The 22,794-nt window shown below is 59.9% G+C and carries 20 protein-coding genes; 11 read left to right on the plus strand and 9 right to left on the minus strand.

Annotated elements, in window-relative coordinates; translation table 11 throughout:
• Window positions 1-24: 24 nt before the first annotated feature.
• From nit1 to csrD, 8 genes are all read right to left on the minus strand, one after another.
• A complete protein-coding gene (gene nit1 / locus ACJ8J5_RS14775; RefSeq protein WP_414104543.1) occupies window positions 25-867 on the minus strand; it encodes a deaminated glutathione amidase in 843 nt (280 codons plus the stop codon).
• Window positions 864-4,667: an AsmA2 domain-containing protein YhdP gene (gene yhdP, locus ACJ8J5_RS14780; protein WP_414104544.1), complete on the minus strand. Its 3,804-nt coding sequence runs from the start codon at window positions 4,665-4,667 to the stop codon at window positions 864-866. Before yhdP ends, nit1 begins: the two co-directional genes overlap by 4 nt.
• An 87-nt stretch (window positions 4,668-4,754) precedes the next feature.
• A complete protein-coding gene (gene rng / locus ACJ8J5_RS14785; RefSeq protein ID WP_025304418.1) occupies window positions 4,755-6,224 on the minus strand; it encodes a ribonuclease G in 1,470 nt (489 codons plus the stop codon).
• Between the two features lie 38 nt (window positions 6,225-6,262).
• The gene (locus ACJ8J5_RS14790; RefSeq protein WP_004936921.1) at window positions 6,263-6,847 is read right to left on the minus strand and encodes a Maf family protein; all 585 of its coding nucleotides are present in this window, start codon (window positions 6,845-6,847) and stop codon (window positions 6,263-6,265) included.
• A gap of 10 nt (window positions 6,848-6,857) precedes the next feature.
• Window positions 6,858-7,346, minus strand: coding sequence for a rod shape-determining protein MreD (gene mreD / locus ACJ8J5_RS14795; RefSeq protein ID WP_004936918.1), 489 nt, complete (start codon window positions 7,344-7,346; stop codon window positions 6,858-6,860).
• Window positions 7,343-8,359 (minus strand): rod shape-determining protein MreC, encoded by a 1,017-nt coding sequence (mreC, locus tag ACJ8J5_RS14800; protein ID WP_025304420.1) that lies wholly within the window; start codon window positions 8,357-8,359, stop codon window positions 7,343-7,345. Before mreC ends, mreD begins: the two co-directional genes overlap by 4 nt.
• Window positions 8,360-8,453: 94 nt before the next feature.
• A complete protein-coding gene (gene mreB / locus ACJ8J5_RS14805; protein WP_003855260.1) occupies window positions 8,454-9,497 on the minus strand; it encodes a rod shape-determining protein MreB in 1,044 nt (347 codons plus the stop codon).
• A 413-nt stretch (window positions 9,498-9,910) separates the two neighbouring features.
• Window positions 9,911-11,845 carry an RNase E specificity factor CsrD gene (gene csrD / locus ACJ8J5_RS14810; RefSeq protein ID WP_414104545.1) on the minus strand — a complete coding sequence of 645 codons (1,935 nt, stop codon included), beginning with the start codon at window positions 11,843-11,845 and terminating at the stop codon, window positions 9,911-9,913.
• Between the two features lie 204 nt (window positions 11,846-12,049).
• Here csrD and acuI point away from each other — a divergent pair, with 204 nt between their 5' ends.
• From acuI to fis, 11 genes are all read left to right on the plus strand, one after another.
• Window positions 12,050-13,027 carry an acrylyl-CoA reductase (NADPH) gene (acuI, locus tag ACJ8J5_RS14815; protein WP_004936902.1) on the plus strand — a complete coding sequence of 326 codons (978 nt, stop codon included), beginning with the start codon at window positions 12,050-12,052 and terminating at the stop codon, window positions 13,025-13,027.
• 156 nt (window positions 13,028-13,183) lie between these two features.
• Entirely contained in the window at window positions 13,184-14,185 is a 1,002-nt protein-coding gene (gene msrP / locus ACJ8J5_RS14820; protein ID WP_025304423.1) for a protein-methionine-sulfoxide reductase catalytic subunit MsrP, read from the plus strand.
• Window positions 14,186-14,785 carry a protein-methionine-sulfoxide reductase heme-binding subunit MsrQ gene (gene msrQ / locus ACJ8J5_RS14825; RefSeq protein WP_414104546.1) on the plus strand — a complete coding sequence of 200 codons (600 nt, stop codon included), beginning with the start codon at window positions 14,186-14,188 and terminating at the stop codon, window positions 14,783-14,785. It abuts the gene before it with no gap.
• A gap of 287 nt (window positions 14,786-15,072) precedes the next feature.
• On the plus strand, window positions 15,073-15,525 hold the full coding sequence (gene aroQ, locus ACJ8J5_RS14830) for a type II 3-dehydroquinate dehydratase (RefSeq protein WP_004936891.1): 453 nt from the start codon (window positions 15,073-15,075) through the stop codon (window positions 15,523-15,525).
• A 32-nt stretch (window positions 15,526-15,557) separates the two neighbouring features.
• Window positions 15,558-16,025 carry an acetyl-CoA carboxylase biotin carboxyl carrier protein gene (gene accB, locus ACJ8J5_RS14835; RefSeq protein WP_004936889.1) on the plus strand — a complete coding sequence of 156 codons (468 nt, stop codon included), beginning with the start codon at window positions 15,558-15,560 and terminating at the stop codon, window positions 16,023-16,025.
• A gap of 12 nt (window positions 16,026-16,037) precedes the next feature.
• Entirely contained in the window at window positions 16,038-17,387 is a 1,350-nt protein-coding gene (gene accC, locus ACJ8J5_RS14840; RefSeq protein ID WP_019453177.1) for an acetyl-CoA carboxylase biotin carboxylase subunit, read from the plus strand.
• 152 nt (window positions 17,388-17,539) lie between these two features.
• Complete coding sequence (locus tag ACJ8J5_RS14845; protein ID WP_043141891.1) at window positions 17,540-17,782, plus strand: YhdT family protein; 243 nt, start codon at window positions 17,540-17,542, stop codon at window positions 17,780-17,782.
• Entirely contained in the window at window positions 17,772-19,217 is a 1,446-nt protein-coding gene (panF, locus tag ACJ8J5_RS14850; RefSeq protein ID WP_049208301.1) for a sodium/pantothenate symporter, read from the plus strand. The genes ACJ8J5_RS14845 and panF overlap by 11 nt, the downstream gene beginning before the upstream one ends.
• Window positions 19,218-19,228: 11 nt before the next feature.
• Window positions 19,229-20,110, plus strand: coding sequence for a 50S ribosomal protein L11 methyltransferase (prmA, locus tag ACJ8J5_RS14855; protein ID WP_016930246.1), 882 nt, complete (start codon window positions 19,229-19,231; stop codon window positions 20,108-20,110).
• Window positions 20,111-20,503: 393 nt separating this feature from the next.
• Entirely contained in the window at window positions 20,504-21,508 is a 1,005-nt protein-coding gene (gene dusB, locus ACJ8J5_RS14860; protein WP_025304426.1) for a tRNA dihydrouridine synthase DusB, read from the plus strand.
• On the plus strand, window positions 21,490-21,786 hold the full coding sequence (gene fis, locus ACJ8J5_RS14865) for a DNA-binding transcriptional regulator Fis (protein WP_000462905.1): 297 nt from the start codon (window positions 21,490-21,492) through the stop codon (window positions 21,784-21,786). Before dusB ends, fis begins: the two co-directional genes overlap by 19 nt.
• Window positions 21,787-22,237: 451 nt before the next feature.
• Here the strand turns inward: fis and ACJ8J5_RS14870 are convergent, their stop codons facing one another.
• The gene (locus tag ACJ8J5_RS14870) at window positions 22,238-22,579 is read right to left on the minus strand and encodes a hypothetical protein (RefSeq protein ID WP_016930249.1); all 342 of its coding nucleotides are present in this window, start codon (window positions 22,577-22,579) and stop codon (window positions 22,238-22,240) included.
• Between the last annotated feature and the right edge of the window lie 215 nt (window positions 22,580-22,794).

Below are 22,794 nucleotides of genomic sequence, written 5' to 3' on the forward strand. Positions count from 1 at the left end.
ATGGTTTCACTCTTGATTGGAGGATTACTTGTCAGACGGCGCCGTCAGCGACGTCTGGAATCGGTTGTGCTGCAGCACCGGCATCTGCGCACGAATATTTTTCAGGCTTGCGGCGTCCACACGCACCTTCAGTGCCGCCACGGCGTCCGCGTTCTCGGCCAACACCTTGCCCCAGCCGTCGACAGCCATCGAGTGGCCCCAGGTGCGGCGGGTCGGCCCGTGGCGCCCCACCTGCGCCGGCGCCAGGATCATGCACTGGTTCTCGATCGCTCGGGCGCGCAGCAGGATTTCCCAATGCGCCTCGCCGGTTACCCGCGTAAAGGCCGCCGGCACCGAAATCAGTTCGGCGCCCTGCGCCCGCAGCGCCTGGAACAGCGCAGGGAAGCGCAGATCGTAACATATGGTCATGCCCAAACGCCCGACCGGCGTATCCACCACCGTCAGGTACTGCCCGTGCTGGTAGGTATCCGACTCGCGGTAATGGCCGTGCGCGTCGTTGATGTCCACATCGAACATGTGCAGCTTGTCGTAGCGGGCGCGGATCTCGCCCTGCTCGTCGAACAACAGGCTGCTGGTGGTGATAAGCTCCGGGTTCTCACGGCTGACGAGCGGCATCGAGCCCACCAGCAACCACACGCCATAACGGCGCGCCAGTTCGCGCACCGCGTTCTGCAGCGGACCATCGCCCTGTTTTTCCGCCTGTTGGCGATAGGCCGCGGAGTTGGCGAACAACAACGCGTTCTCCGGCGTCATGACCAGTTTTACCCCGGCATTGAGCTGCTTGATCTGCTGTTCAATCTGGGCCAGGTTATCGCGCACCTGATCGCCACTGCACAACTGCAACAACGCAACGTTAGCATTCCTCATGACGCCTTATCCTCCTTTGCCTTACGAAGTACCTCATTGATCTTCGGCTGGTCGAGATCGCCGCCGATATGGTAGCGAATCAGCGAAATCTTGCTCCACAGCGGCCCCAGCACCTGCGAGGCGGCAAATACCGCCGCGCCGACGATCGGGTTGACGACAAACGCCGTGGCCACGCCGACGGTCGCCGAAATCGCCGGCGCCACCACCGCCTCCATATCGATGCGGCGGCGCGCCAGATCGATCTGGCCGTTCATAGCGATATCCGCCGCCAGGCCGTCGATCAATAGATTATCAGTATGCATTATGCCATCTTTCAGCCAGGCGGTACTGCGGATGGAATCAAAGTAGAAGCCTTTGCCAAAGGTATCGCTGAAATCGAACTGCAGCTTGCGCAGCAGGGCGTCGAAGCTGACCAGCCGCAGCAGCTGACCGGCACGGCCACCGCCCATACTGTCGATTTCACCCTTGCCCATCTTGACCTGCAGCGCACCGCTCAGCGTATCGACCCGTGGCTGCCACGGCGTGCCATGCCAGTACAGATCGAAATCCACGTCATAAGGCGCGCCCTTAAGCGGAATGGTGATGTCGAAGAAGGCGGCGGTTTCATCGATCTTGCCGCCAAGCAGCTTGCCTTTCAGCGAGCTGCGCTCTTCCTGCGCATTTTGTTTCCACAGGCCGGTGGCGGTCATGCGCCCTTGGCCGGTATCGACCAGGCCGTGATCCAGCGTCAGGGTATCGCCCCGATTGGTCAGATCCGCCTCGACCCTGCCGAGGTTCTGCCCCAGCACCCAGCACGATTTGCAGCGCAGCATCAACGAAGGCCAGTCGCGGAAGGAAACGTTCTCGGTCGACGGCGGCGGCGTGCCCGCCGCGTTTTTCGTCTCTGCGAACTGCGGGTTGTAATACAGGTAGTTGATATCGGCGCGCCACGGCCCGCGATCGGCCACCCGCAGGCTACCATCCACTTCGTCGCTCTTGGCGCTCACCAGGGTAGCGCCAAGCTGTTTCTCGGCCGACAGCGTCAGCTTATGCCAGGCCTGGCCGCCCAACAGCAGCTGCGGCGTGGTCAGCGCCACGGTGGTGGGGAAGCTGAAACCGCCCACCTGACCGCTGCCGCCGCCCTGTTTCAGCGCCGGTGCCAGCAGCGCCAGCCACTGCTCGCCGTCCAGCGCCGGCAGGTTCAACGTCATCGACTTGCCGGCCGGCAGAGGCGGGGTGCCGCCCCCGTTGGTTTGCCAGGCGGCGCGCGCCAGGTTCACCTGTTTTTTATCGAAGTTCCATTCGCTGTTGAAGCGGTTCTGTTTGCCCGCGCTGCCGGTCAACATAAAGCCGTTCAAACCGCCTTTGACCTTGACGTTCACCGGCAGCGCCTCTCCCGACGCCTTGTCCAGTGGCGAAGGTAAGTGACTGCTCACTTTCTTCAGGTCTGCGTCAAGGCCGATATCGTAGCTGGCCGAGCCCTGATGCGGCAGCGTGATGGCCACCTGGCTCTGCCAGGGCGCACTGCCGCTGAGCGCATCGGCGGCCTCTTTTGGCAGGCCGGGGAACTTGCCCGGCTGCCAGTCTCCTTTCAGACCGACGTTGACCTTGTAGTCACGCTCGCCTTCCTGCGTAGTGAAGTTGACCGCCACCGGTTGCCCGAACCAGTTGGCCGACAGGGTGTCGCTCTCCAGATTGCCATTGTCGAAGCGGAACTTGCCGCTGAGCTTCTGCAGCTCGCTTTCCAGCGGTTTTATCAGCAACGAATTGTTGTTCAGCGCCACTTCACCGGTGGCTCTGACCTGCTCGCCGTCCAGGGGGATATCGAGATGTAAGCGCCCACTGACATCACCGCCAATCTGCAGCTGATCCAGCGCCGCCCCCAGCGAATCGTGCAACGGTGTCTGCATGAAGTAGTCATGTACGTCGCTGCCCGCACCCGCGACTTCGGCGTCGATCAGCAACCGCTCTTTCAGGTAATCCGGGATCACCGCGCTGATATTTTTGCCCGCCACCTTGCCCAAGCGGGTTTGCGGCGCATGCATCCACAGCCCCTCGTTGGCGAAATCGAGATCGATCGCCAAATCGGTCAGCGCCGGCCAGCCCGGTTGGAACTGGAAGGTGGCGTGACGCAGCGGTACGAAGACTTCGAACTGCCCTTCGTTTTTGCGGTACGGGAAATGCTGCGGATCGCCGGAATAAATCAGCGTGGCGTTATCCACCTGGCCGCCCTGAATGGCGCCGCCCAGGTAGTCCACCAGATGCTTGCCCATCAGCGGTTCCGGGAAATAGCGCCAGGCGTCGGCGCCGTCATACAGGCGGATGCCCGCCAGGATATTCAGCCACGGATCGCCCTTGGCCGGCTGCTGATAACGGAAATCGCCGTTGACCCACAGCGACTTCGCCTTGACGTCCAGCCCCTGACTCGCCAGCTCCCAGCCTTGATCGTTGTAACGCCAGGTCAGCGCGCCACGCGCGCTGCTGATTTCAAGCGGGGCGCGGAACATGTCGCCGTAAGGCAGGGTGCTGTCGGTGAGCCCCAGCGTCAGGCGGCCGTTCTCCACCCCGCCACTCAACGCGCCGGAGAAGTGGTTGACGCCCGGCAGCAGTTCCCAACGCTGCCAGCTGACATCGCGCCACAGCGCCTGAAAACGGCTCTTTTCCGGCTGCTTGAGCGGGATGTCCAGCGCCAGCGCTTCCATCTTCCCCTGCGGCTGCAGATCGTTCCAGCGATCGAGCACGTCCGGGCTGAGGAACGAGAAGGTCGGCAGCAACGCCGATAGACGCTCCAACTGAAGATGGGTCGCGCGCACCCGCAGCTCTTCATTCTGCGCCGGCCCCATAAATTCGGTGTTTTCCGGCAGCCACAGCGCAGAAAGCGCGCCCTGCGGCCAGGCCTGGCCGTCGGTGCTCAACCGCAGCTGCGGCACGTCGAGCTGCCAACCGGTGCCCTGGCGGCGCAGCGACAGCGCCAGATTGTCTACGTCCAGCCGGTGCTGCGCGGCGCCGGTATTCCAGTTGGCCGCCCCCTGCTTGAGCAACGCATGGCCGCCGGCGATCTCGCCGTTTTGCACCTGCAGCCAGGCTGCCAGGCTGAAGTCTGCGCTTTCCAGCCCGGTGTTGGCGCGCAGCCAGCGGGTAAACCAGGGTTTCATGTCGATGTTATCGGCCTGCAGATAGACCGTGCCGGTGTCCAGCAGGCCCTGATTATCGCGCAGGTCCATGCGCAGCTGCACCACGCCGTGTTGGCCGTTCAGCGTCGACAGGCTGATCTGCCCCTCGGCGCGGTGGCGATCGCGGCCGTTGAGCCAGGTCAGCTGAGGAATGTCGAATTCGGCGCGCGCGCCGGCGGGCGTCAGGAACGAGATACGGCTGTCGCGCAAATCGAAGTGATCGAGCTGGCGCAGCATCAGATCGCTGATTTTGCCCGGCTCAAGGCCGTCGCCCTCACGATCGCCGCCCAGCGTGGCGTTCAGATCGAGGCGGAATTGATAGAAGGTCAGATCGCGGAACTGCCAGCGCCAGTGCAGCAGCGATTGCCACACGTCCAGCGCCAGCGTCACGCGTTCGATATGCACATCGCTTTTGGGCAGCGTAACGCTCAGGTTACGCACTTCAAGCTGTGGGCCGAACGTTTCCCAACTGCCCTGCACGAAGTCCATTCGCACAGGCACGCCGGACAGCTTCTCCACCTGCGCCAGCAGTTGGGGACGGTAGTCGTTCAGCTTCGGCAGCATCAGGCGCAGCCCGCTGATCAGCAGCGCCACAATCACAATTAGGGTGGCGCCTGTTGCTAACAGAATCCCAGGCAGTCGCCTCACGCAGTTCTCCTTGATCCGCTGCCTGGCAACGGGAATATCTATGCACTGACGGGCCCGGCGTGCGGGCCCCTACCGATGTCGGACGGGCTACATCATGACGACGTCGAACTGCTCCTGGCTGTACAACGGTTCGATCTGCACCTTCACCTGTTTGCCGACGAAGATCTCCACTTCGGCCAGCGCATGCGACTCTTCGCTCTTCAGCGCTTCGCCAACCGCCGCGGAGGCGTACACCAGGAAGCGATCGGAATCGTAAGCATGGTGCACGCGTACAATCTCGCGCAGGATCTCGTAGCACACGGTTTCCACCGTTTTCACGGTGCCGCGCCCATTGCAAGTAGGACAATCGTGACAGAGCACATGTTCAATGCTTTCACGCGTGCGTTTACGCGTCATTTCAACTAAGCCTAGCTGAGAGAAGCCGTTGATCGTGGTTTTTACCCGATCTTTACTCAATGCCTGCTCCAGCGAGTGCAGCACCCGGCGGCGATGCTCTTCGTTGTTCATATCGATAAAGTCGATGATGATAATGCCGCCCAGGTTGCGCAGCCGCAGCTGGCGCGCGATGGCCTGCGTCGCCTCGATGTTGGTATTGAAGATGGTTTCGTCGAGGTTGCGGTGGCCGACGAAGGCGCCGGTATTGATATCGACGGTGGTCATCGCCTCGGTCTGATCGATGATCAGATAGCCACCGGACTTTAGCTCAACCTTGCGCTCCAGCGCGCGCTGGATTTCGTTTTCCACGTCGTACAGATCGAAAATTGGCTGGCTGCCGGTGTAGAGTTCGAGCTTGTTGGTAATGTCCGGGATGTACTCGCCGGTAAACTCCACCAACAGATCGTGCGTCAGCCGCGAATCGACGCGAATGCGATCCAGCGCCGCGCCGGCGAAATCGCGCAAGATGCGCTGCGCCAGCGCCAGCTCGCCGTACAGCTTGTATTTGGTCTGGTTGCGCTTCTTGCGCTCCATCACCTTGGTCCACAGGCGTTTGAGGAACGCGGCATCCTGCGCCAGCTCTTCCTCGCCGATGCCTTCCGCCGCGGTGCGGATAATAAAGCCGCCCAGCTCGTCGCAGTGCGGCGCAACGATGGACTTCAGGCGCTCGCGCTCGGCTTCGCTGTCGATGCGCTGCGAAACGCCGACGTGCGCCGCGCCCGGCATGAAGACCAGATAGCGCGAAGGCAGCGTAATGTCGGTAGTCAGACGCGCGCCCTTGGTCCCGAGCGGATCTTTCACCACCTGCACCATCAGGTCTTGCCCCTGGCGCACCAGCTCGGCGATATCGCGCACATGAAAGTTTTTCCGCTCGTCGCCGGCGACGCATTCGGTATGCGGCATGATGTCGGAGGCGTGCAGGAAGGCGGCCTTGTCCAGGCCGATGTCGACGAACGCCGCCTGCATCCCCGGCAGGACGCGGCTGACGCGCCCTTTATAGATATTGCCGACGATGCCGCGTTTGGATTCGCGTTCGATATGAATCTCTTGCAGAATGCCGCCATCGATATAGGCGACCCGCGTTTCAGACGGTGTGATATTAACCAGTAGCTCAGCTGTCATGCCTTCTCCTCAGAGCCGGTCGATAATGGCAGCGCCCATCAACCGGTTCTTACATCACGTAATGCGACAAAATTACTGAGCAGCTCATGTGTTTCGACCAGCGGCAGACCGACCACCGCGTGATAACTCCCGGTTATCGTTCTGACGAAACAACCACCCTTTCCTTGAATTCCATAGGCGCCCGCTTTATCCATCGGTTCGCCCGTAGCAATATAGTCGCGGATATCCTGTTGTGACAGGCTGCGGAACGTCACGTCGGTCACCACCAGCTGGCAGCGCACGTCGTGGCGATCGGCGATCGCCACCGCCGTCATCACCTGATGCTGTTTGCCCGACAGAGCCGCCAGCATGTCCGCCGCATGGGCTTCGTCGCGCGGCTTCTCCAGCACCCGGCCGTTGAGCACCACGATGGTGTCTGCGCCCAGCACCGGCCGATCTTCCTGCGCCAGCGCCACGCCCGCCTTGGCCTTGTCCTGCGCCAGACGGCGCACATAGGCCTCTGCGGCTTCGCCTTCCCGGCGCTGCTCTTCGGTATGCGTCAGCAGAATGTCAAACGACACGCCCAACAGGGTCAACAGTTCACGTCGACGTGGGGAGCCGGAGGCCAGATAAAGCGAAGTCATTGATATACCCTTACTGTACGGCGAACTGACGGCGGATTTTGCGCATCAACAGGAATAACCACGGCCACAAAATGCCGTTTACCACACTACTCCAGAATACCTCTGGGCGGAAAGAGACGTTGATCACTAAAAACTCAGCCCAGAACACCACCACATCCATCGACAGCGACAGCAGCACGACGATCAGCGCCTGTTGCCACAGCGCCATATTGCGGAACAGTTGGAATTTGAACGCCACCAGATAGGCGATGATGCCCAGCGCCAGCGCGCGTACGCCCAGCGTAGAGCCGAGGATCAGATCCATAATCAACCCCAGCACGAAGCCGGTACCGACGTTGACACGATGCGGCAAGGCCATTACCCAGTAGATCAGGATCAGCACCAGCCAGGAAGGCCGGAACATGTAGATCTGCTCCGGCCACGGCATGATTTGCAGCACCAACGCCACCAGGAACGACAGCCAGATGATCCAGCGCCCGTGGCTGCGGTAACTGTTCATTGCACCACTCCCGCCGCGGCAGGCTGAGCCGATGGCGTAGCGCCGGCGGGTTGCGGCGCCACGCCGGTGGCCGGTGCGGGCAGCTGCGGCCCAACGGAACCGGCAGGCGGCAACACCTGCGGCATCATCTGCATCAGGCGCTCATTGGCGACGCGGTGCACTTCGTCCGGCGGCAGCGGCATGTCGCCGTTGCGATCGGCGCCCCACAGCAGCAGCAGGTAGCGCAAGCGCTGCAGACCGGCGGTCGGCCGCGCCTGAATCACGGTGTAAGCGCGCTGATTGTCGACCTTGACCGAGGAAACGACCGCCACCGGATAGCCTTCCGGGAAGCGGCCGCCGAGGCCGGAGGTCACCAGCACGTCGCCAACGCGGATATCGGTGTTGTTCGGCAGATGCTCCAGTTGCAGATCGTCGGCGCAGCCGCTGCCCGCGGCGATCACTCGAATATCGTTACGCAGCACCTGAATCGGCAGCGCGTGCGAGGCATCGCAGATCAGCAGCACGCGGCTGGTCACCTTCGCCACCGCCACGACCTGGCCAACCACGCCCTTGTCGCTGATCACCGGCTGGCCTTCATAGACGCCGTTGTCCGACCCTTTGTCGATAACGACCTGGTCGCTATACGGATCGGAACCGGTGGAGATCACCTGGGTGACCATCTTGTGTTCGTCCTGGCGCAGCGGAGAACCCAGCAGCTCGCGCAAGCGGGCGTTTTCCTGCTTGAATTGGCCAAGAAGAAGAATATCGCTGTTTTTCAGCAGCAGTTCCTGCCGCAGAGCGCGGTTTTCCAGCTCCAGCTGTTGGCGGGTGGCCAGCGTCTCTGACACGCTGTCCAAAACTTTACGTGGCCCGTTGGCCAGAAAATAGAAAGGGCTGACTGCGGTGTCCATGTAGTTGCGTATCTTCACGAACGTGCCGAGCCGGCTGTCGGCAACGATCAGGCCAATGGCCGCAATCACCGCCAAAAAAAGTCGCAGTTGCAGGGAAGGCCCCCTGCTAAAAATCGGCTTCATAAATTATGCGAGTTCCTCGACAACAGAAAGAGGAACCGTACCCGATTTTCGCTGTGCGCATTCATCCGATACGATTCCTCCTTCCTGGGGCTGACTATTCTTCGCTGAACAAATCGCCGCCGTGCATGTCGATCATTTCCAACGCCTTGCCGCCACCGCGCGCCACGCAGGTCAGCGGATCTTCCGCCACCACGACCGGAATGCCGGTTTCTTCCATCAGCAGGCGATCGAGGTTGCGCAGCAGCGCGCCGCCGCCGGTCAATACCATGCCGCGTTCGGAAATGTCGGAGGCCAATTCTGGCGGGCACTGCTCCAGCGCAACCATCACCGCGCTGACGATACCGGTCAGCGGCTCTTGCAGGGCTTCGAGGATTTCATTGGAGTTCAGGGTAAAGCCGCGCGGTACGCCTTCAGCCAGGTTACGGCCGCGCACTTCGATTTCGCGCACTTCGTCGCCCGGATAGGCAGAACCGATTTCGTGCTTGATGCGCTCTGCGGTGGCTTCGCCGATCAGCGAGCCGTAGTTGCGGCGCACATAATTGATGATGGCTTCATCGAAACGGTCGCCGCCGATGCGCACGGAAGAAGAGTACACCACGCCGTTCAGCGAGATCACCGCCACTTCAGTGGTACCGCCACCGATATCCACCACCATGGAGCCGGTCGCTTCGGAGACCGGCAGACCTGCGCCGATCGCCGCCGCCATCGGCTCTTCAATCAGGAACACTTCACGCGCGCCGGCCCCTTGGGCGGACTCGCGGATAGCGCGGCGTTCAACCTGGGTCGCGCCGACCGGCACACAGACCAGCACGCGCGGGCTTGGGCGCATAAAGCTGTTGCTGTGAACCTGTTTGATAAAGTGCTGCAGCATTTTTTCAGTCACGAAGAAATCGGCGATCACGCCGTCTTTCATCGGGCGAATAGCCGCGATGTTGCCGGGGGTGCGGCCCAGCATCTGTTTGGCGTCATGACCGACGGCCGCGACGCTCTTTGGGGAGCCGGCACGATCCTGACGAATGGCAACCACCGAAGGTTCATTCAGTACGATGCCTTGCCCTTTAACATAAATCAGGGTATTGGCGGTACCCAAGTCGATGGACAAGTCGTTGGAAAACATGCCACGAAATTTCTTAAACATAACGAAAGGATAATCCTGCAAGCTGGGGGCGGAAAATAAAATCCGCCTACTTTACCAACCACACGAAGCAGCGACAAGGCGCAAAAACGTTCTACTTCGGTGAAAAATAGTCTGTATTGTTTCTGCTCGAATGCACGGAAATTGGATGAGGCCTGAATTCCCTGAACAAAGGCTCAGTTTACCACCCTGTCAACGCACGAAACGGCGTAACACAGCTCATAAAATCTAACATATTCCCTGATTGCCGCCGATGGTAAGCACCTACCAACGCCAACCAGATAAAAGCTGACAAGAGCCTATCTCAAATAGGCGTCGTTGTCGCAGGCAGATTGGAGAAAACTCCAAAATGACGGGTGACATGGCCCAGATGGATCCGGCGCTCATTCTACGTCAATTTTTGTCCGGCAATCAGCTTAAACACGATAACGACGTGAATATTTTTTACGCCCCGCGTCGATAGGTTCCGGCGATGCGAAAAAGTCGCCCTGCCCGCCGTGGATCCCCCGCTCTTTCAGCGTCTGCCATTCGTTGCGCGTACGTACGCTGGCGGCGAACACCTGAGCACGCGTGCCCGCGCAGGCGCCGGTCAGGCTCTGCACGAACAGCTGGTTTTCGTCCCGCTTATCGATGCTCCGCACCAGCCCCGGGTGGAGCTTGACGATCTCCACCTGCAGCGACTTGATATAGGACGTACTGACCACGGTTAAACCCGCTTTGGACACCGCGAGACGGCAGCCCAGCCCTGACAACAGCCTCAGCACCGGACGCAAACGGTCGATATGTTGACACACATCTGCCTCCGCAAGTTCAATCAGAATTCGCCGACGTTGGCTTTTTTCGCATTGCAACAGCGTATCGCGCAGCCAGCGCTGGAAAGAGCGCTGCAAAATCGAGTCCACGCACAGCGGAAACGCCAGCGTTTCCTCGGGCCACTGCGCCAACAAGGGAATGATGCGGCTCACCTGTTGGCGATCGTAACTCTCCGCCAACCCCAACTGCTGCACCAGCGGCATATATTCCGCCGGCAGCAATTCCTGGGTGCCGTCATAGATCCGGCTCATGATCTCACGATGGTGCACCTCGCCTTCCACGGTCACCGCCGGTTTCTGATACAGCCGCGGGCCGCCGCGCGCCAGCACCTGTTCCAGCAGCGTGCGCCACTTGACGCTGCCGCGCCCCTTTTCCGGCACCTGGCTGTCGTACACATACCACCCGTTTTCGCCCTGCAGCGTAGCGTGGCGCGTCGCCTGCTCCGCATAGTCGATTACCTGCTCGGTGGTTTGACCGCTGCGGTACGCCACGATGCCGATGTGCAGGAAGGCCTCGCGATCGATCAGCGCCGTGGAAGGCAAGGCATCGATGGCGTTGACCAGCTGTGAAGCGATGCCGTCGGCTTCCTTCAGGGTTCGATGCGGCAACAGTACGGTAAAATCGCTGTGGAAGTAGCGCGCCAGCAGCGCCGACGGGTAGCGCATCACGAAGGTAGACAGCAGGTTGACCAGCGAATACATCAGCTCTTGCACCGCCATGCTGCCGTGCGTCTCGCGCAGGGTCTCGAAGTCGGGCAGCCACACCATCATCACGATGCCGTGCGAGCCTTCATCTTCCAACTGAGTGGTCAATTGATTATCGAAAAACAGGCGATTATTCAGCCCGGTTTTGGCATCCTGCGCGGCGAAGGCGCGGATCAGCGTATCGACCCGGCTCCGCTCTTCCCGCGCTTCCGCCAGATCGGCCAGCAGGCGGTCGAGCGCGCCGCTGACGTTGGCTGGCCACTCACGCACGTCGCCCTGCATGACGTTTTCACGCTCGCCGTTCAGAATGCGCCGCGCACGGCGTTCCAGACGATCTTCGCCGTCGGCCTGCTCACGCAGCCAGCGCAGGCTGAACAGCAAAACCACCACCATGACGACGATCGACAGCGTGACGGCGGCGGTGGATTGCAGCGTGCGCACGTCGCTGGCGAAGGGATCGAGGTAGGTGATGTGCAGCGTACTGCCCGGGTGCTGCAACAGAGTTCGCGAGACCTGACGATAGCCGTTCAGCGCATCCCAGGGCTCTTTTTTCAGCGTCGGCAATTTATAGTCGAGGAGCTTGCTGGTACCGGCCTCTACGCGGATCGACACAATGCCGAGCGGACGCATGACAATCGGCAACCATTTCTCCTGATCGCGCGGCGATTCCTGCAACATGGCTTGATCGAGAGAGGTGACCAGCGAATCAAAGCGGCGCTCCTGGCGATCCTGGGTAACGTAAAAGAAGCTGTATGAGCATCCCATCAGCATCAAAAACATCGCCAGCGCGACCAACAGAGTGATCAATGCAGAGAGTTTGGTGGTAAATCGCATCCCTGTGCCTTGTCCGCTATGGTTAAGTGAGTGTTCACCCTTTAGCTAAAAGGGGCCGTCCAACCCTAACAAGCCTTGCCGAGGAATTAAACCTGCAAGCGCCGTTTTTGTCCTTTATCAGGACTTGGGCCGCTTATTATGCATATAGTCAAATAAATGTGATTCAGCCATTGATAGAAAAGTGTAAACGAGAGGAAGAGTGACATGCGTGCACTGTTATTGGAACAACAAGACGACCAAACTCTGGCTCATATCAAAGATATCGGCAGCGATCGGTTGCCGGAAGGCGATGTCACCGTCGACATCAACTGGTCAAGCCTGAACTATAAAGATGCGCTGGCGATCACCGGCAAAGGCAAGATCGTGCGCAACTTCCCGATGGTGCCGGGCATCGACTTCGCCGGCACCGTGCGCCACAGCCGCGACGATCGCTTCAAAGAGGGGCAAAGCGTGGTGCTCACCGGTTGGGGCGTGGGCGAACACCATTGGGGCGGCCTGGCCGAGCAGGCGCGCGTCTCCGGTGAGTGGCTGGTGCCGCTGCCGAACGGCCTGGATGAGCGCAAGGCGATGATCATCGGCACCGCCGGCTTTACCGCCATGCTGTGCGTGATGGCGCTGGAAGAAGGCGGCGTACACCCGGACGACGGCGATATCCTGGTCACCGGCGCCAGCGGCGGCGTGGGCAGCACCGCCATCGCCCTGCTGGCGGCGCTGGGTTACCGGGTGACCGCCATCAGCGGCCGCGACAGCAATACCGAGTACCTGAAAGCACTCGGCGCCAAAGAGGTCATGTCGCGCGATGGCTATATCGACACGCCGCGCCCGCTGGAGAAACAGCTGTGGGCCGGCGCGGTGGACACCGTCGGCGACAAACTGCTGGCGCGGGTGCTGGCGCAGATGAACTATAACGGCACCGTCGCCGCCTGCGGCCTGGCGGGCGGTTATCAACTGCCGACCACCGTGATGCCGTTCATTCTGCGCAACGTGCGCCTGCAGGGCGTGGATTCGGTGCATACGCCGCTGCACCGCCGCCAAACCGCCTGGGAACGGCTGGCCGGCATTCTGCCGGACAGCTTCTATCAGCAGGCCACGCATGAAATCGCCCTCGAGCAGGCGCCGGCCACCGCCGCCGCACTGCTGAACAACCAAATCACCGGCCGCACCCTGGTGAAAATCCGCTGACCTTCTCCCCCCGGCAACGGGGGGTTCGCCCGCATCTGCGAAATTTCATATTTTCCCGCGCCCCCTCGCTTCCGGCCGGCTTTAACGCCATGCTTATTTCATGAAGACCCGTCAGCCGCTCGCGGACGGCGGGCATCAGTCGCGGAGAGCATAAGCATGAACAAACACCCGAAATTAACTGAGGCCGACGTCACGCCGGAGAGCGTGTTCCACCAGCGGCGCAAGGTGCTGCAGGCGCTCGGCATCACCGCCGCTACGCTGGCGCTGCCTACCGGCGCGCAGGCGGACCTGCTGTCGTGGTTCAAGGGCAACGATCGCCCCAAGGCGCCGCCGGGCAAAGCGCTGGAATTCAGCAAACCGGCCGCCTGGCAGGCGCAGCTGGCGATGACGCCGGAAGACAAGGTCACCGGCTACAACAACTTCTATGAGTTCGGTCTCGACAAAGCCGATCCGGCCGCCAACGCCGGCGGGCTCAAGACCGAAGGCTGGAAAGTGCGCATCGACGGCGAAGTGGCGAAACCGATCACGCTGGATATCGACGATCTGATGAAGCGTTTCCCGCTGGAACAGCGCATTTACCGCATGCGCTGCGTCGAGGCCTGGTCGATGGTGGTGCCGTGGATCGGTTTCGAACTGGGCAAGCTGCTCAAGCTGGCTGAACCGAACAGCAACGCGCGCTACGTGGCCTTCCAGACGCTGTACGATCCGGAGCAGATGCCCGGCCAGAAAGATCGCTTTATCGGCGGCGGCCTGAAATATCCCTACGTCGAAGGGCTGCGGCTGGACGAGGCGATGCATCCGCTGGCGCTGCTGACCGTCGGCGTGTACGGCAAAACTCTGCCGCCGCAAAACGGCGCGCCGCTGCGGCTGATCACGCCGTGGAAATACGGTTTCAAAGGCATCAAATCGATCGTGCATATCCGTTTGGTACGCGATCAGCCGCCGACCACCTGGAACCAATCTGCGCCGAACGAGTACGGTTTTTACGCCAACGTGAATCCGCACGTCGATCATCCGCGCTGGTCGCAGGCCACCGAGCGTTTTATCGGCTCCGGCGGCATTCTCGACGTCAAACGGCAGCCGACGTTGCTGTTCAACGGCTATGCCGATCAGGTAGCGTCGCTGTATCGCGGCATGGATCTGCGGGAGAATTTCTAAGTGCACCTGACGCCTGTTCATATCCAATGGCTGAAAGCCGCCCTGCATCTGGCGGCGTTTTTGCCCTTTCTCTGGCTGGTGTTGGCGGTGGATCAAGGCTGGTTCAGCGCCGATCCGTCCAAGGACATTCAGCATTTTACCGGCAGGATGACGCTGAAACTGCTGCTGGCCACGCTGATGATCGCCCCGCTGGCGCGCTATGCCCGTCAGCCGCTGCTGATCCGCTGTCGCCGTCTGGTGGGGCTGTGGTGCTTTGCCTGGGGCACGCTGCACCTGATAAGCTACTCCACGCTGGAACTGGGGCTGAGCAACCTCGGCCTGCTGGGCAGCGAGCTGGTGAACCGCCCTTATCTGACGCTCGGCATCCTCACCTGGCTGATCCTGCTGGCGCTGGCGGCCACGTCAACGCTGTGGGCAATGCGCAAGCTGGGGGCCAAATGGCAAACGTTGCACAACTTCGTCTATCTGGCGGCGATCCTCGCCCCCATCCACTACCTGTGGTCGGTCAAAACATTCTCCCCCCAGCCGTTCATTTACGCGCTGTTGGCGGTGGCGCTGTTGGGCCTGCGTTACAAGAAATTCCGCGCCTGGTGGCGCTGAATCGCGCGGCGGTGCGCGTTATTGGCGCGGAAAAACGCGCGCCGCCGGCGGGAACTTTTTCTGTGTTCCAGCGCTCATATTCCTGTCACGGATCCCCCAGTTCCTCGATTTGGGGTTGAATATCTTCGCTGATAAGACCAGTATTTAGCTGCGAATTGCTACGATATCGTTATAATGCCCGACCTTGTTTCTGTTCTCAGGGTGAATTTGCCCCTTAACAGGTGACAAATCGGTAACATCGGGTTATTTTCTACGATGATGGTTTTATTGCCGGAGATACCAGCACAATGGCGGATAAGTTTCACATTTTGCTTCTGAACGGCCCCAATCTCAATCTGCTGGGGACGCGTGAGCCGGAGAAGTACGGCAGCACGACGCTGACAGAGATTGTTAACGGATTGGAAAACCAGGCATCCGCATTGGATATTACCCTGAGCCATCTGCAATCCAACGCCGAGCATCAGCTGATCGATCGCATTCATCAGGCGCGCGGCAACACCGATTTCATTCTGATAAACCCGGCGGCGTTCACGCATACCAGCGTGGCGCTGCGCGATGCGTTGCTGGCGGTGCAGATCCCGTTCATCGAGATCCACCTGTCCAACGTGCACGCCCGCGAACCTTTCCGCCATCACTCTTATCTCTCAGACGTAGCGGTAGGCGTGATTTGCGGCCTCGGCGCGGATGGCTACGCTTTCGCTTTACAGGCAGCGGTTAACCGTCTGTCGAAAACCCACTAATTGCTCCACAAAAAGAGTACGGAATCACACTCATGGATATTCGTAAAATCAAGAAACTGATCGAACTGGTTGAAGAATCAGGTATTTCTGAACTGGAAATCTCTGAAGGCGAAGAATCGGTTCGCATCAGCCGTGCCGCACCGGCGCAGGCTTATCCCGTCATGCAGCAGGCCTACGCGATGCCGGCACAGCAGCAGCCAGCCCTGGCTACCGCCGTTGCCACCGCGCCTGCGGCAGAAACCCCTGCAGCACCGGCGGCCGTGAGTGGCCATGTCGTTCGTTCCCCAATGGTAGGCACCTTCTACCGCACCCCAAGCCCGGACGCGAAAGCCTTCGTGGAAGTGGGCCAGAAAGTGAACGCCGGCGATACCCTGTGCATCGTTGAAGCCATGAAAATGATGAACCAGATCGAAGCGGACAAGTCCGGCGTCGTGAAAGCCATCCTGGTGGAAAACGGCCAGCCGGTCGAATATGACGAGCCGCTGGTCGTCATCGAATAACGAGGCGCCCCCATGCTTGATAAAATTGTTATCGCCAACCGCGGCGAGATCGCGCTTCGCATCCTGCGTGCCTGTAAAGAATTGGGCATCAAGACCGTTGCGGTTCACTCCGCGGCCGACCGCGATCTGAAACACGTTCTGCTGGCCGACGAGACCGTCTGCATCGGTCCTGCGCCATCGGTAAAAAGCTACCTGAACATCCCGGCCATCATCTCGGCGGCGGAAATCACCGGCGCCGTGGCGATCCACCCGGGCTACGGCTTCCTGTCGGAGAACGCCGACTTCGCCGAGCAGGTTGAACGCTCCGGCTTCATCTTCATCGGCCCGAGAGCCGAAACCATCCGCCTGATGGGCGACAAGGTTTCCGCGATCAACGCCATGAAAAAAGCCGGCGTGCCCTGCGTACCGGGCTCCGACGGCCCGCTGACCGACGACATGGATAAAAACCGTGCCTTCGCCAAGCGCATCGGTTATCCGGTGATCATCAAGGCCTCCGGCGGCGGCGGCGGTCGCGGCATGCGCGTCGTGCGCAGCGACAAAGACCTTGAGCAGTCCATCAACATGACGAAAGCGGAAGCCAAAGCGGCTTTCAACAACGACATGGTGTACATGGAAAAATACCTGGAGAATCCGCGCCACATCGAGATTCAGGTATTGGCCGACGGCCAGGGCAACGCCATCTATCTGGCCGAGCGCGACTGCTCCATGCAGCGCCGCCACCAGAAAGTGGTCGAAGAGGCGCCGGCGCCGGGCATCACCAGCGAAATGCGCCGCTACATCGGCGAGCGCTGCTCGAAAGCCTGTGTGGAAATCGGCTACCGCGGTGCGGGCACCTTCGAGTTCCTGTATGAAAACGGCGAGTTCTATTTCATCGAAATGAACACCCGTATTCAGGTAGAACACCCGGTTACCGAAATGATCACCGGCGTGGATCTGATCAAAGAGCAGCTGCGCATCGCTGCCGGTCAGCCGCTGTCGATCAAACAGGAAGAAGTGAAGATCCACGGCCACGCGGTAGAATGCCGCATCAACGCCGAAGATCCGAACACCTTCCTGCCGAGCCCGGGCAAGATCACACGCTTCCACGCGCCAGGCGGTTTCGGCGTGCGTTGGGAATCTCATATTTACGCCGGTTATACCGTACCGCCGTACTATGACTCCATGATCGGCAAACTGATCACCTTCGGCGAAAACCGTGACGTGGCGATAGCCCGCATGAAAAACGCCTTGGCTGAACTGATCATCGACGGCATCAAAACCAACGTTGAGCTGCAGCAGAAGATCATGAACGACGAAAACTTCCAGCACGGTGGCACCAACATCCACTATCTGGAGAAGAAGCTGGGTCTGCAGGAAACCTAAGGCAGCCACGCAGCATCGTCTGACGAAAGGCCGGTTAATCACCGGCCTTTTTCTTTGGCGCTGCCGCCAGTAACGGCTTGGCAAAACGCCGTCATGCCGTAAAATTCCCTACCTTTGATGAATCCATCACCGTAAACCTATGGGAGACACGGATGGACAAACGCTTTATTCAGGCGCACCGCGAAGCGCGCTGGGCGCTGGGGCTGACGCTGCTCTACCTGCTGGCCTGGGGGCTGGCAGCCTACCTGCCGGACAGCGCCATCGGCGTCACCGGCCTGCCGCACTGGTTCGAAATGGCCTGCCTGCTGGTCCCGCTGCTGTTCACCGGCCTGTGCTGGCTGATGGTGCGCACGGTGTTCCGCGACATTTCGCTGGAGGACCGCGATGCAAACTGAAGTGATCCTGCCGCTGGTCGCCTACCTGTTGCTGGTATTCGGCCTGTCGGTGTATGCCTACAGCCGCCGCCAGAGCGGGAATTTCCTCAGCGAATACTTTCTCGGCAACCGCTCGATGGGCGGCTTTGTGCTGGCGATGACCTTGACCGCCACCTACATCAGCGCCAGTTCGTTTATAGGCGGCCCCGGCGCCGCCTATAAATACGGCCTGGGCTGGGTGCTGCTGGCGATGATCCAGCTACCGGCGGTGTGGCTGTCGCTCGGCGTGCTGGGCAAGAAATTCGCCATCCTGGCGCGGCGCTACAACGCCATCACCCTCAATGACATGCTGTATGGCCGCTACCAGAGCCGCCTGCTGGTGTGGCTGGCCAGCCTTAGCCTGTTGGTGGCGTTCCTCGGCGCCATGACGGTGCAGTTTATCGGTGGCGCCCGCCTGCTGGAGACCGCCGCCGGCATTCCCTACGACACCGGCCTGCTGATCTTCGGCATCAGCATCGCGCTGTACACCGCCTTCGGCGGCTTCCGCGCCAGCGTGCTGAACGACGCCATGCAGGGGCTGGTGATGCTGCTCGGCACCGTACTGCTGCTGGTGGCGGTGATCCACGCCGCCGGTGGGTTGCACAGCGCGGTGGACAAGCTGCAGCAGATCGATCCGGCGCTAGTGTCGCCGCAGGGCGGCGATCAAATCCTCAGCCTGCCGTTTATGGCGTCGTTCTGGATCCTGGTGTGCTTCGGGGTGATCGGCCTGCCGCACACCGCCGTGCGCTGCATCTCTTACAAAGACAGCAAGGCGGTGCATCGCGGCATTCTGCTCGGCACCGTGGTGGTGGCGGTGCTGATGTTCGGCATGCACCTGGCCGGCGCGCTCGGCCGCGCGGTCTTGCCGGACCTCAAGATCCCCGATCAGGTGATCCCGACGCTGATGATCACCGTGCTGCCGCCGTACGCCGCCGGGATCTTTTTGGCGGCGCCGATGGCGGCGATCATGTCGACCATCAACGCCCAGCTGCTGCAATCCTCCGCCACCATCATCAAGGATCTCTATCTGGGCGTACGCCCACAGCAGATCCACAACGAGCGGTTGATCAAGCGCTTCTCCAGCCTGACCACGCTGATCCTCGGTCTGCTGGTGCTGCTGGCGGCCTGGCGGCCGCCAGAGATGATCATCTGGCTCAACCTGCTGGCTTTCGGCGGGTTGGAGGCGGTCTTCCTGTGGCCGCTGGTGCTGGGCCTGTATTGGGAACGCGCCAATGCTCAGGGAGCGCTTAGCTCAATGGTGTCGGGTGCGGTATGCTATACGCTATTGGCCAGCTTCAACCTGCAACCGGCGGGGCTGCATCCTATCGTGCCTTCGCTGTTGCTCAGCCTGTTGGCGTTTTATCTCGGTAACGTCGTCGGCGAAAAGCGCCGGGCGGCGTCATCATTACCCTCTTAAAGAGAATTGCTATGCCTTGGATCCAACTCAAACTGAACACCACCGGCAGCCAGGCGGAAGACCTGAGCGACGCGCTGGTGGAAAGCGGCGCCGTGTCGGTGACCTTCCAGGACACCCACGACAACCCGGTGTTCGAACCGCTGCCGGGTGAAACCCTGCTGTGGGGCGATACCGACGTGATCGGCCTGTACGACGCCGAAACCGATATGGCCGAGGTGGTGGCGATGCTGGAACAGCACCCGCTGCTGGGCGCCGGTTTCCGCCACAAGATAGAACAGCTGGAAGACAAGGACTGGGAGCGCGAGTGGATGGACAACTTCCACCCGATGCGCTTCGGTGAGCGCTTGTGGATCTGCCCGAGCTGGCGCGACGTTCCCGATCCCGACGCGGTTAACGTGATGCTCGATCCGGGCCTGGCGTTCGGCACCGGCACCCACCCGACCACCGCGCTGTGTCTGCAGTGGCTGGACGGCCTCGATTTGGCGGGCAAAACCGTCATCGACTTCGGCTGCGGTTCCGGCATCCTGGCAATCGCCGCGCTGAAGCTGGGTGCGGCGCGCGCTATCGGCATCGACATCGATCCCCAGGCCATTCAGGCCAGCCGCGACAACGCACAGCGTAACGGCGTTTCAGAGCGTCTGGAGCTGTATCTGCCGAAAGACCAGCCGGCGGACCTGCTGGCGGACGTGGTGGTCGCCAACATCCTCGCCGGCCCGCTGCGCGAGCTGGCGCCGCTGATTGGTTGCCTGCCGAAGGCCGGCGGTCATCTGGGGCTGTCCGGCGTGCTGGCCAGCCAGGCGAGCAGCGTAGCGGAAGCCTACGAAGAGAAGTTCACGCTCGATCCGGTCGCCGAGCGCGAAGAGTGGTGCCGTATCACCGGCCGCCGCAAGTAAGCGTCACGGTCTATTGCCCCCTCATCCACCGGCCCTGCGCCGGTGGTTTTTTTTTGTCCGGCGATCGCCAGACGGACGAGACAAAATTTTATGCAATTTTTTGCCGTTCAACGACGGATCGCCCTGACAATGCGCCTTCCAGACAGGCTATACCAGCAAAAATAGCGGGCGAATGCAGATAATATTCTGCACAAAGGCGAATATTTTGCCGCACACAAAATAAGCACTTTTCGTCAACTCATTGTAAAATATATATAATATTTTTATGAATCGCCGCGTAGCGCATTTTTCGCCCTAATACAGGGCCAATTGGTTAAAGTTTGGCCTTTCATCTCGACGCAAAAATGCGTAATATACGCGCCCTTGCGGACACAGTATGGTCACTCTTTGTCTATGCGCATTGGACACCACCAGCTTACTAATTGCCTGATTGCGGCCCCGATGGCCGGTATTACAGATCGCCCGTTCAGAACCCTCTGTCATGCAATGGGTGCTGGGATGGCTGTATCCGAAATGCTCTCCTCCAACCCGGAGGTGTGGCGGACGGATAAGTCGCGTCTGCGTATGGTGCATAGCGATGAACCAGGGATCCGCTCCGTGCAGATTGCCGGATGCGATCCTGATGATATGGCCGCCGCCGCGCGTATCAACGTGGCCAGCGGCGCGCAGATCATCGACATCAATATGGGATGCCCGGCCAAAAAAGTGAACCGGAAGCTTGCCGGGTCCGCTTTGTTGCAGTACCCGGATCTGGTTAAACGGATCCTCCACGCGGTGGTTGACGCGGTGGATGTGCCGGTAACGCTGAAGATTCGCACCGGCTGGGCGCCAGAGCATCGTAACTGTGTAGAGATTGCCCAACTGGCCGAAGACTGTGGTATTCAGGCCCTGACGATTCACGGCCGAACCCGCGCCTGTCTGTTTAACGGCAACGCGGAATACGACAGCATTCGGGCAGTTAAGCAGAGTGTTTCCATTCCGATTATCGCGAATGGGGATATTACTGACCCGCATAAAGCCAGAGCAGTGCTCGACTACACCGGGGCCGATGCCCTGATGATAGGCCGCGCTGCTCAGGGGAGACCCTGGATCTTCCGGGAAATCCAGCATTATCTGGACACTGGGGAGTTGCTGCCGCCGCTGCCGCTTGGCGAGGTGAAGCGCTTGTTGATTGGGCACATTCGGGAATTGCACGGCTTTTATGGCCAAGGCAAGGGATTCCGGATTGCTCGTAAGCACGTGTCCTGGTATCTCCAGGAACACGCTCCGAATGACCAGTTTCGGCGCACATTCAACGCCATAGAGGATGCCAGCGAACAGCTGGAGGCGTTGGAGGCATATTTCGAAAATCTTAGCGTAAAAAAAGAGCTGACAGAACTATGTTCGAACAACGCGTAAATTCTGACGTACTGACCGTTTCTACCGTTAACTCACAAGATCAGGTGACTCAAAAGCCTCTGCGTGACTCGGTTAAACAAGCACTGAAGAACTATTTTGCTCAACTGAACGGTCAAGACGTAAATGACCTGTATGAGCTGGTACTGGCTGAAGTTGAACAGCCACTGTTGGACATGGTGATGCAATACACCCGTGGCAACCAAACCCGCGCAGCCCTGATGATGGGCATCAACCGCGGCACGCTGCGCAAGAAGCTGAAAAAATACGGCATGAACTGATACTAGTCAGTTAACGTGTTGAAAAGGCGCTTTATCTCATTTGATAAGCGCCTTTTTCTTTGTCTGATTTATGCCTACATTGGCGGGGCTTTGCGCGGAATGCGCTTATCAATATATCCGGCAATGAAATAGCAAATACCCGCCACGGCCGCGACCATCACGGAGCGCTTCCACCCGTCCAACTCCACACCCAGGCTATCCAGCCCGCTCAACACCCCAAACACCAGCAGACCCAAGATAACCGATGCTCTGCCTGTCCAGGTTGGTGAGGGTGTAAATAAACGCCTTACCCAGTGGGATCTCATAGAGCTTCCTCCTTGCTTACGATTGAGTCGCCAATCGATGAAGAATACTCTCACGTTTTACTCGGGGCGACAAAGCGGGGGCATAGGCTCTGGTTTGCGGGCAATAAAAAAGGCCGCAGCGCGGCCCTTGGGGTAAAGCGGAGACCTTATTCGGTCGCTTTGTTCTTGAGGCTTTCCGCCCCTTGCTTGGTCTTGTCCCAAGCCTTCTCCGTACCCTGTTTGGTGGAGTGCCAGGCCTTTTGCGAGCCTTCGCTCACTTTGCTGCCGACGCTGTCGCTCTTGCCTTCGGCGGCGTGCTTGGCTTTCAGCTTCAGCTCTTCACCCTTGTCCTGAGACTGGTGCAGCTTTTCTTTGGCGGTATCCGCCCCTTTATGCGCCTCAGCGACGACCTCGTTGCTGGCGTGAGCGGCGGTGTCGGTCGCAGTTTCAGCAGCGAACACCGGGGAAGCGAGCAGCAGTGCAGACAAGGCAATGATTGATTTCTTCATAAGTCCCTCTTTTCTCAGATACGTGCCATTCGTCATGAAACAAGATGGCATGAAATGCCCCTTGAACGATTTAAGAATAGGACTAAAACCAAAAAAATCGATACAAAATTTTATTACCAACGGTTTTATTGATTTTTTATGCCACCAAGCAGTATGAGCGGGGGAAAGCGCACGAAAAAGTTAAATTTTTCCTGTCACAAAACTATAATTTGTAC

Origin of the sequence: Serratia sp. CY43202, assembly GCF_052168755.1 — a bacterium.
Lineage (GTDB): Bacteria > Pseudomonadota > Gammaproteobacteria > Enterobacterales > Enterobacteriaceae > Serratia > Serratia bockelmannii.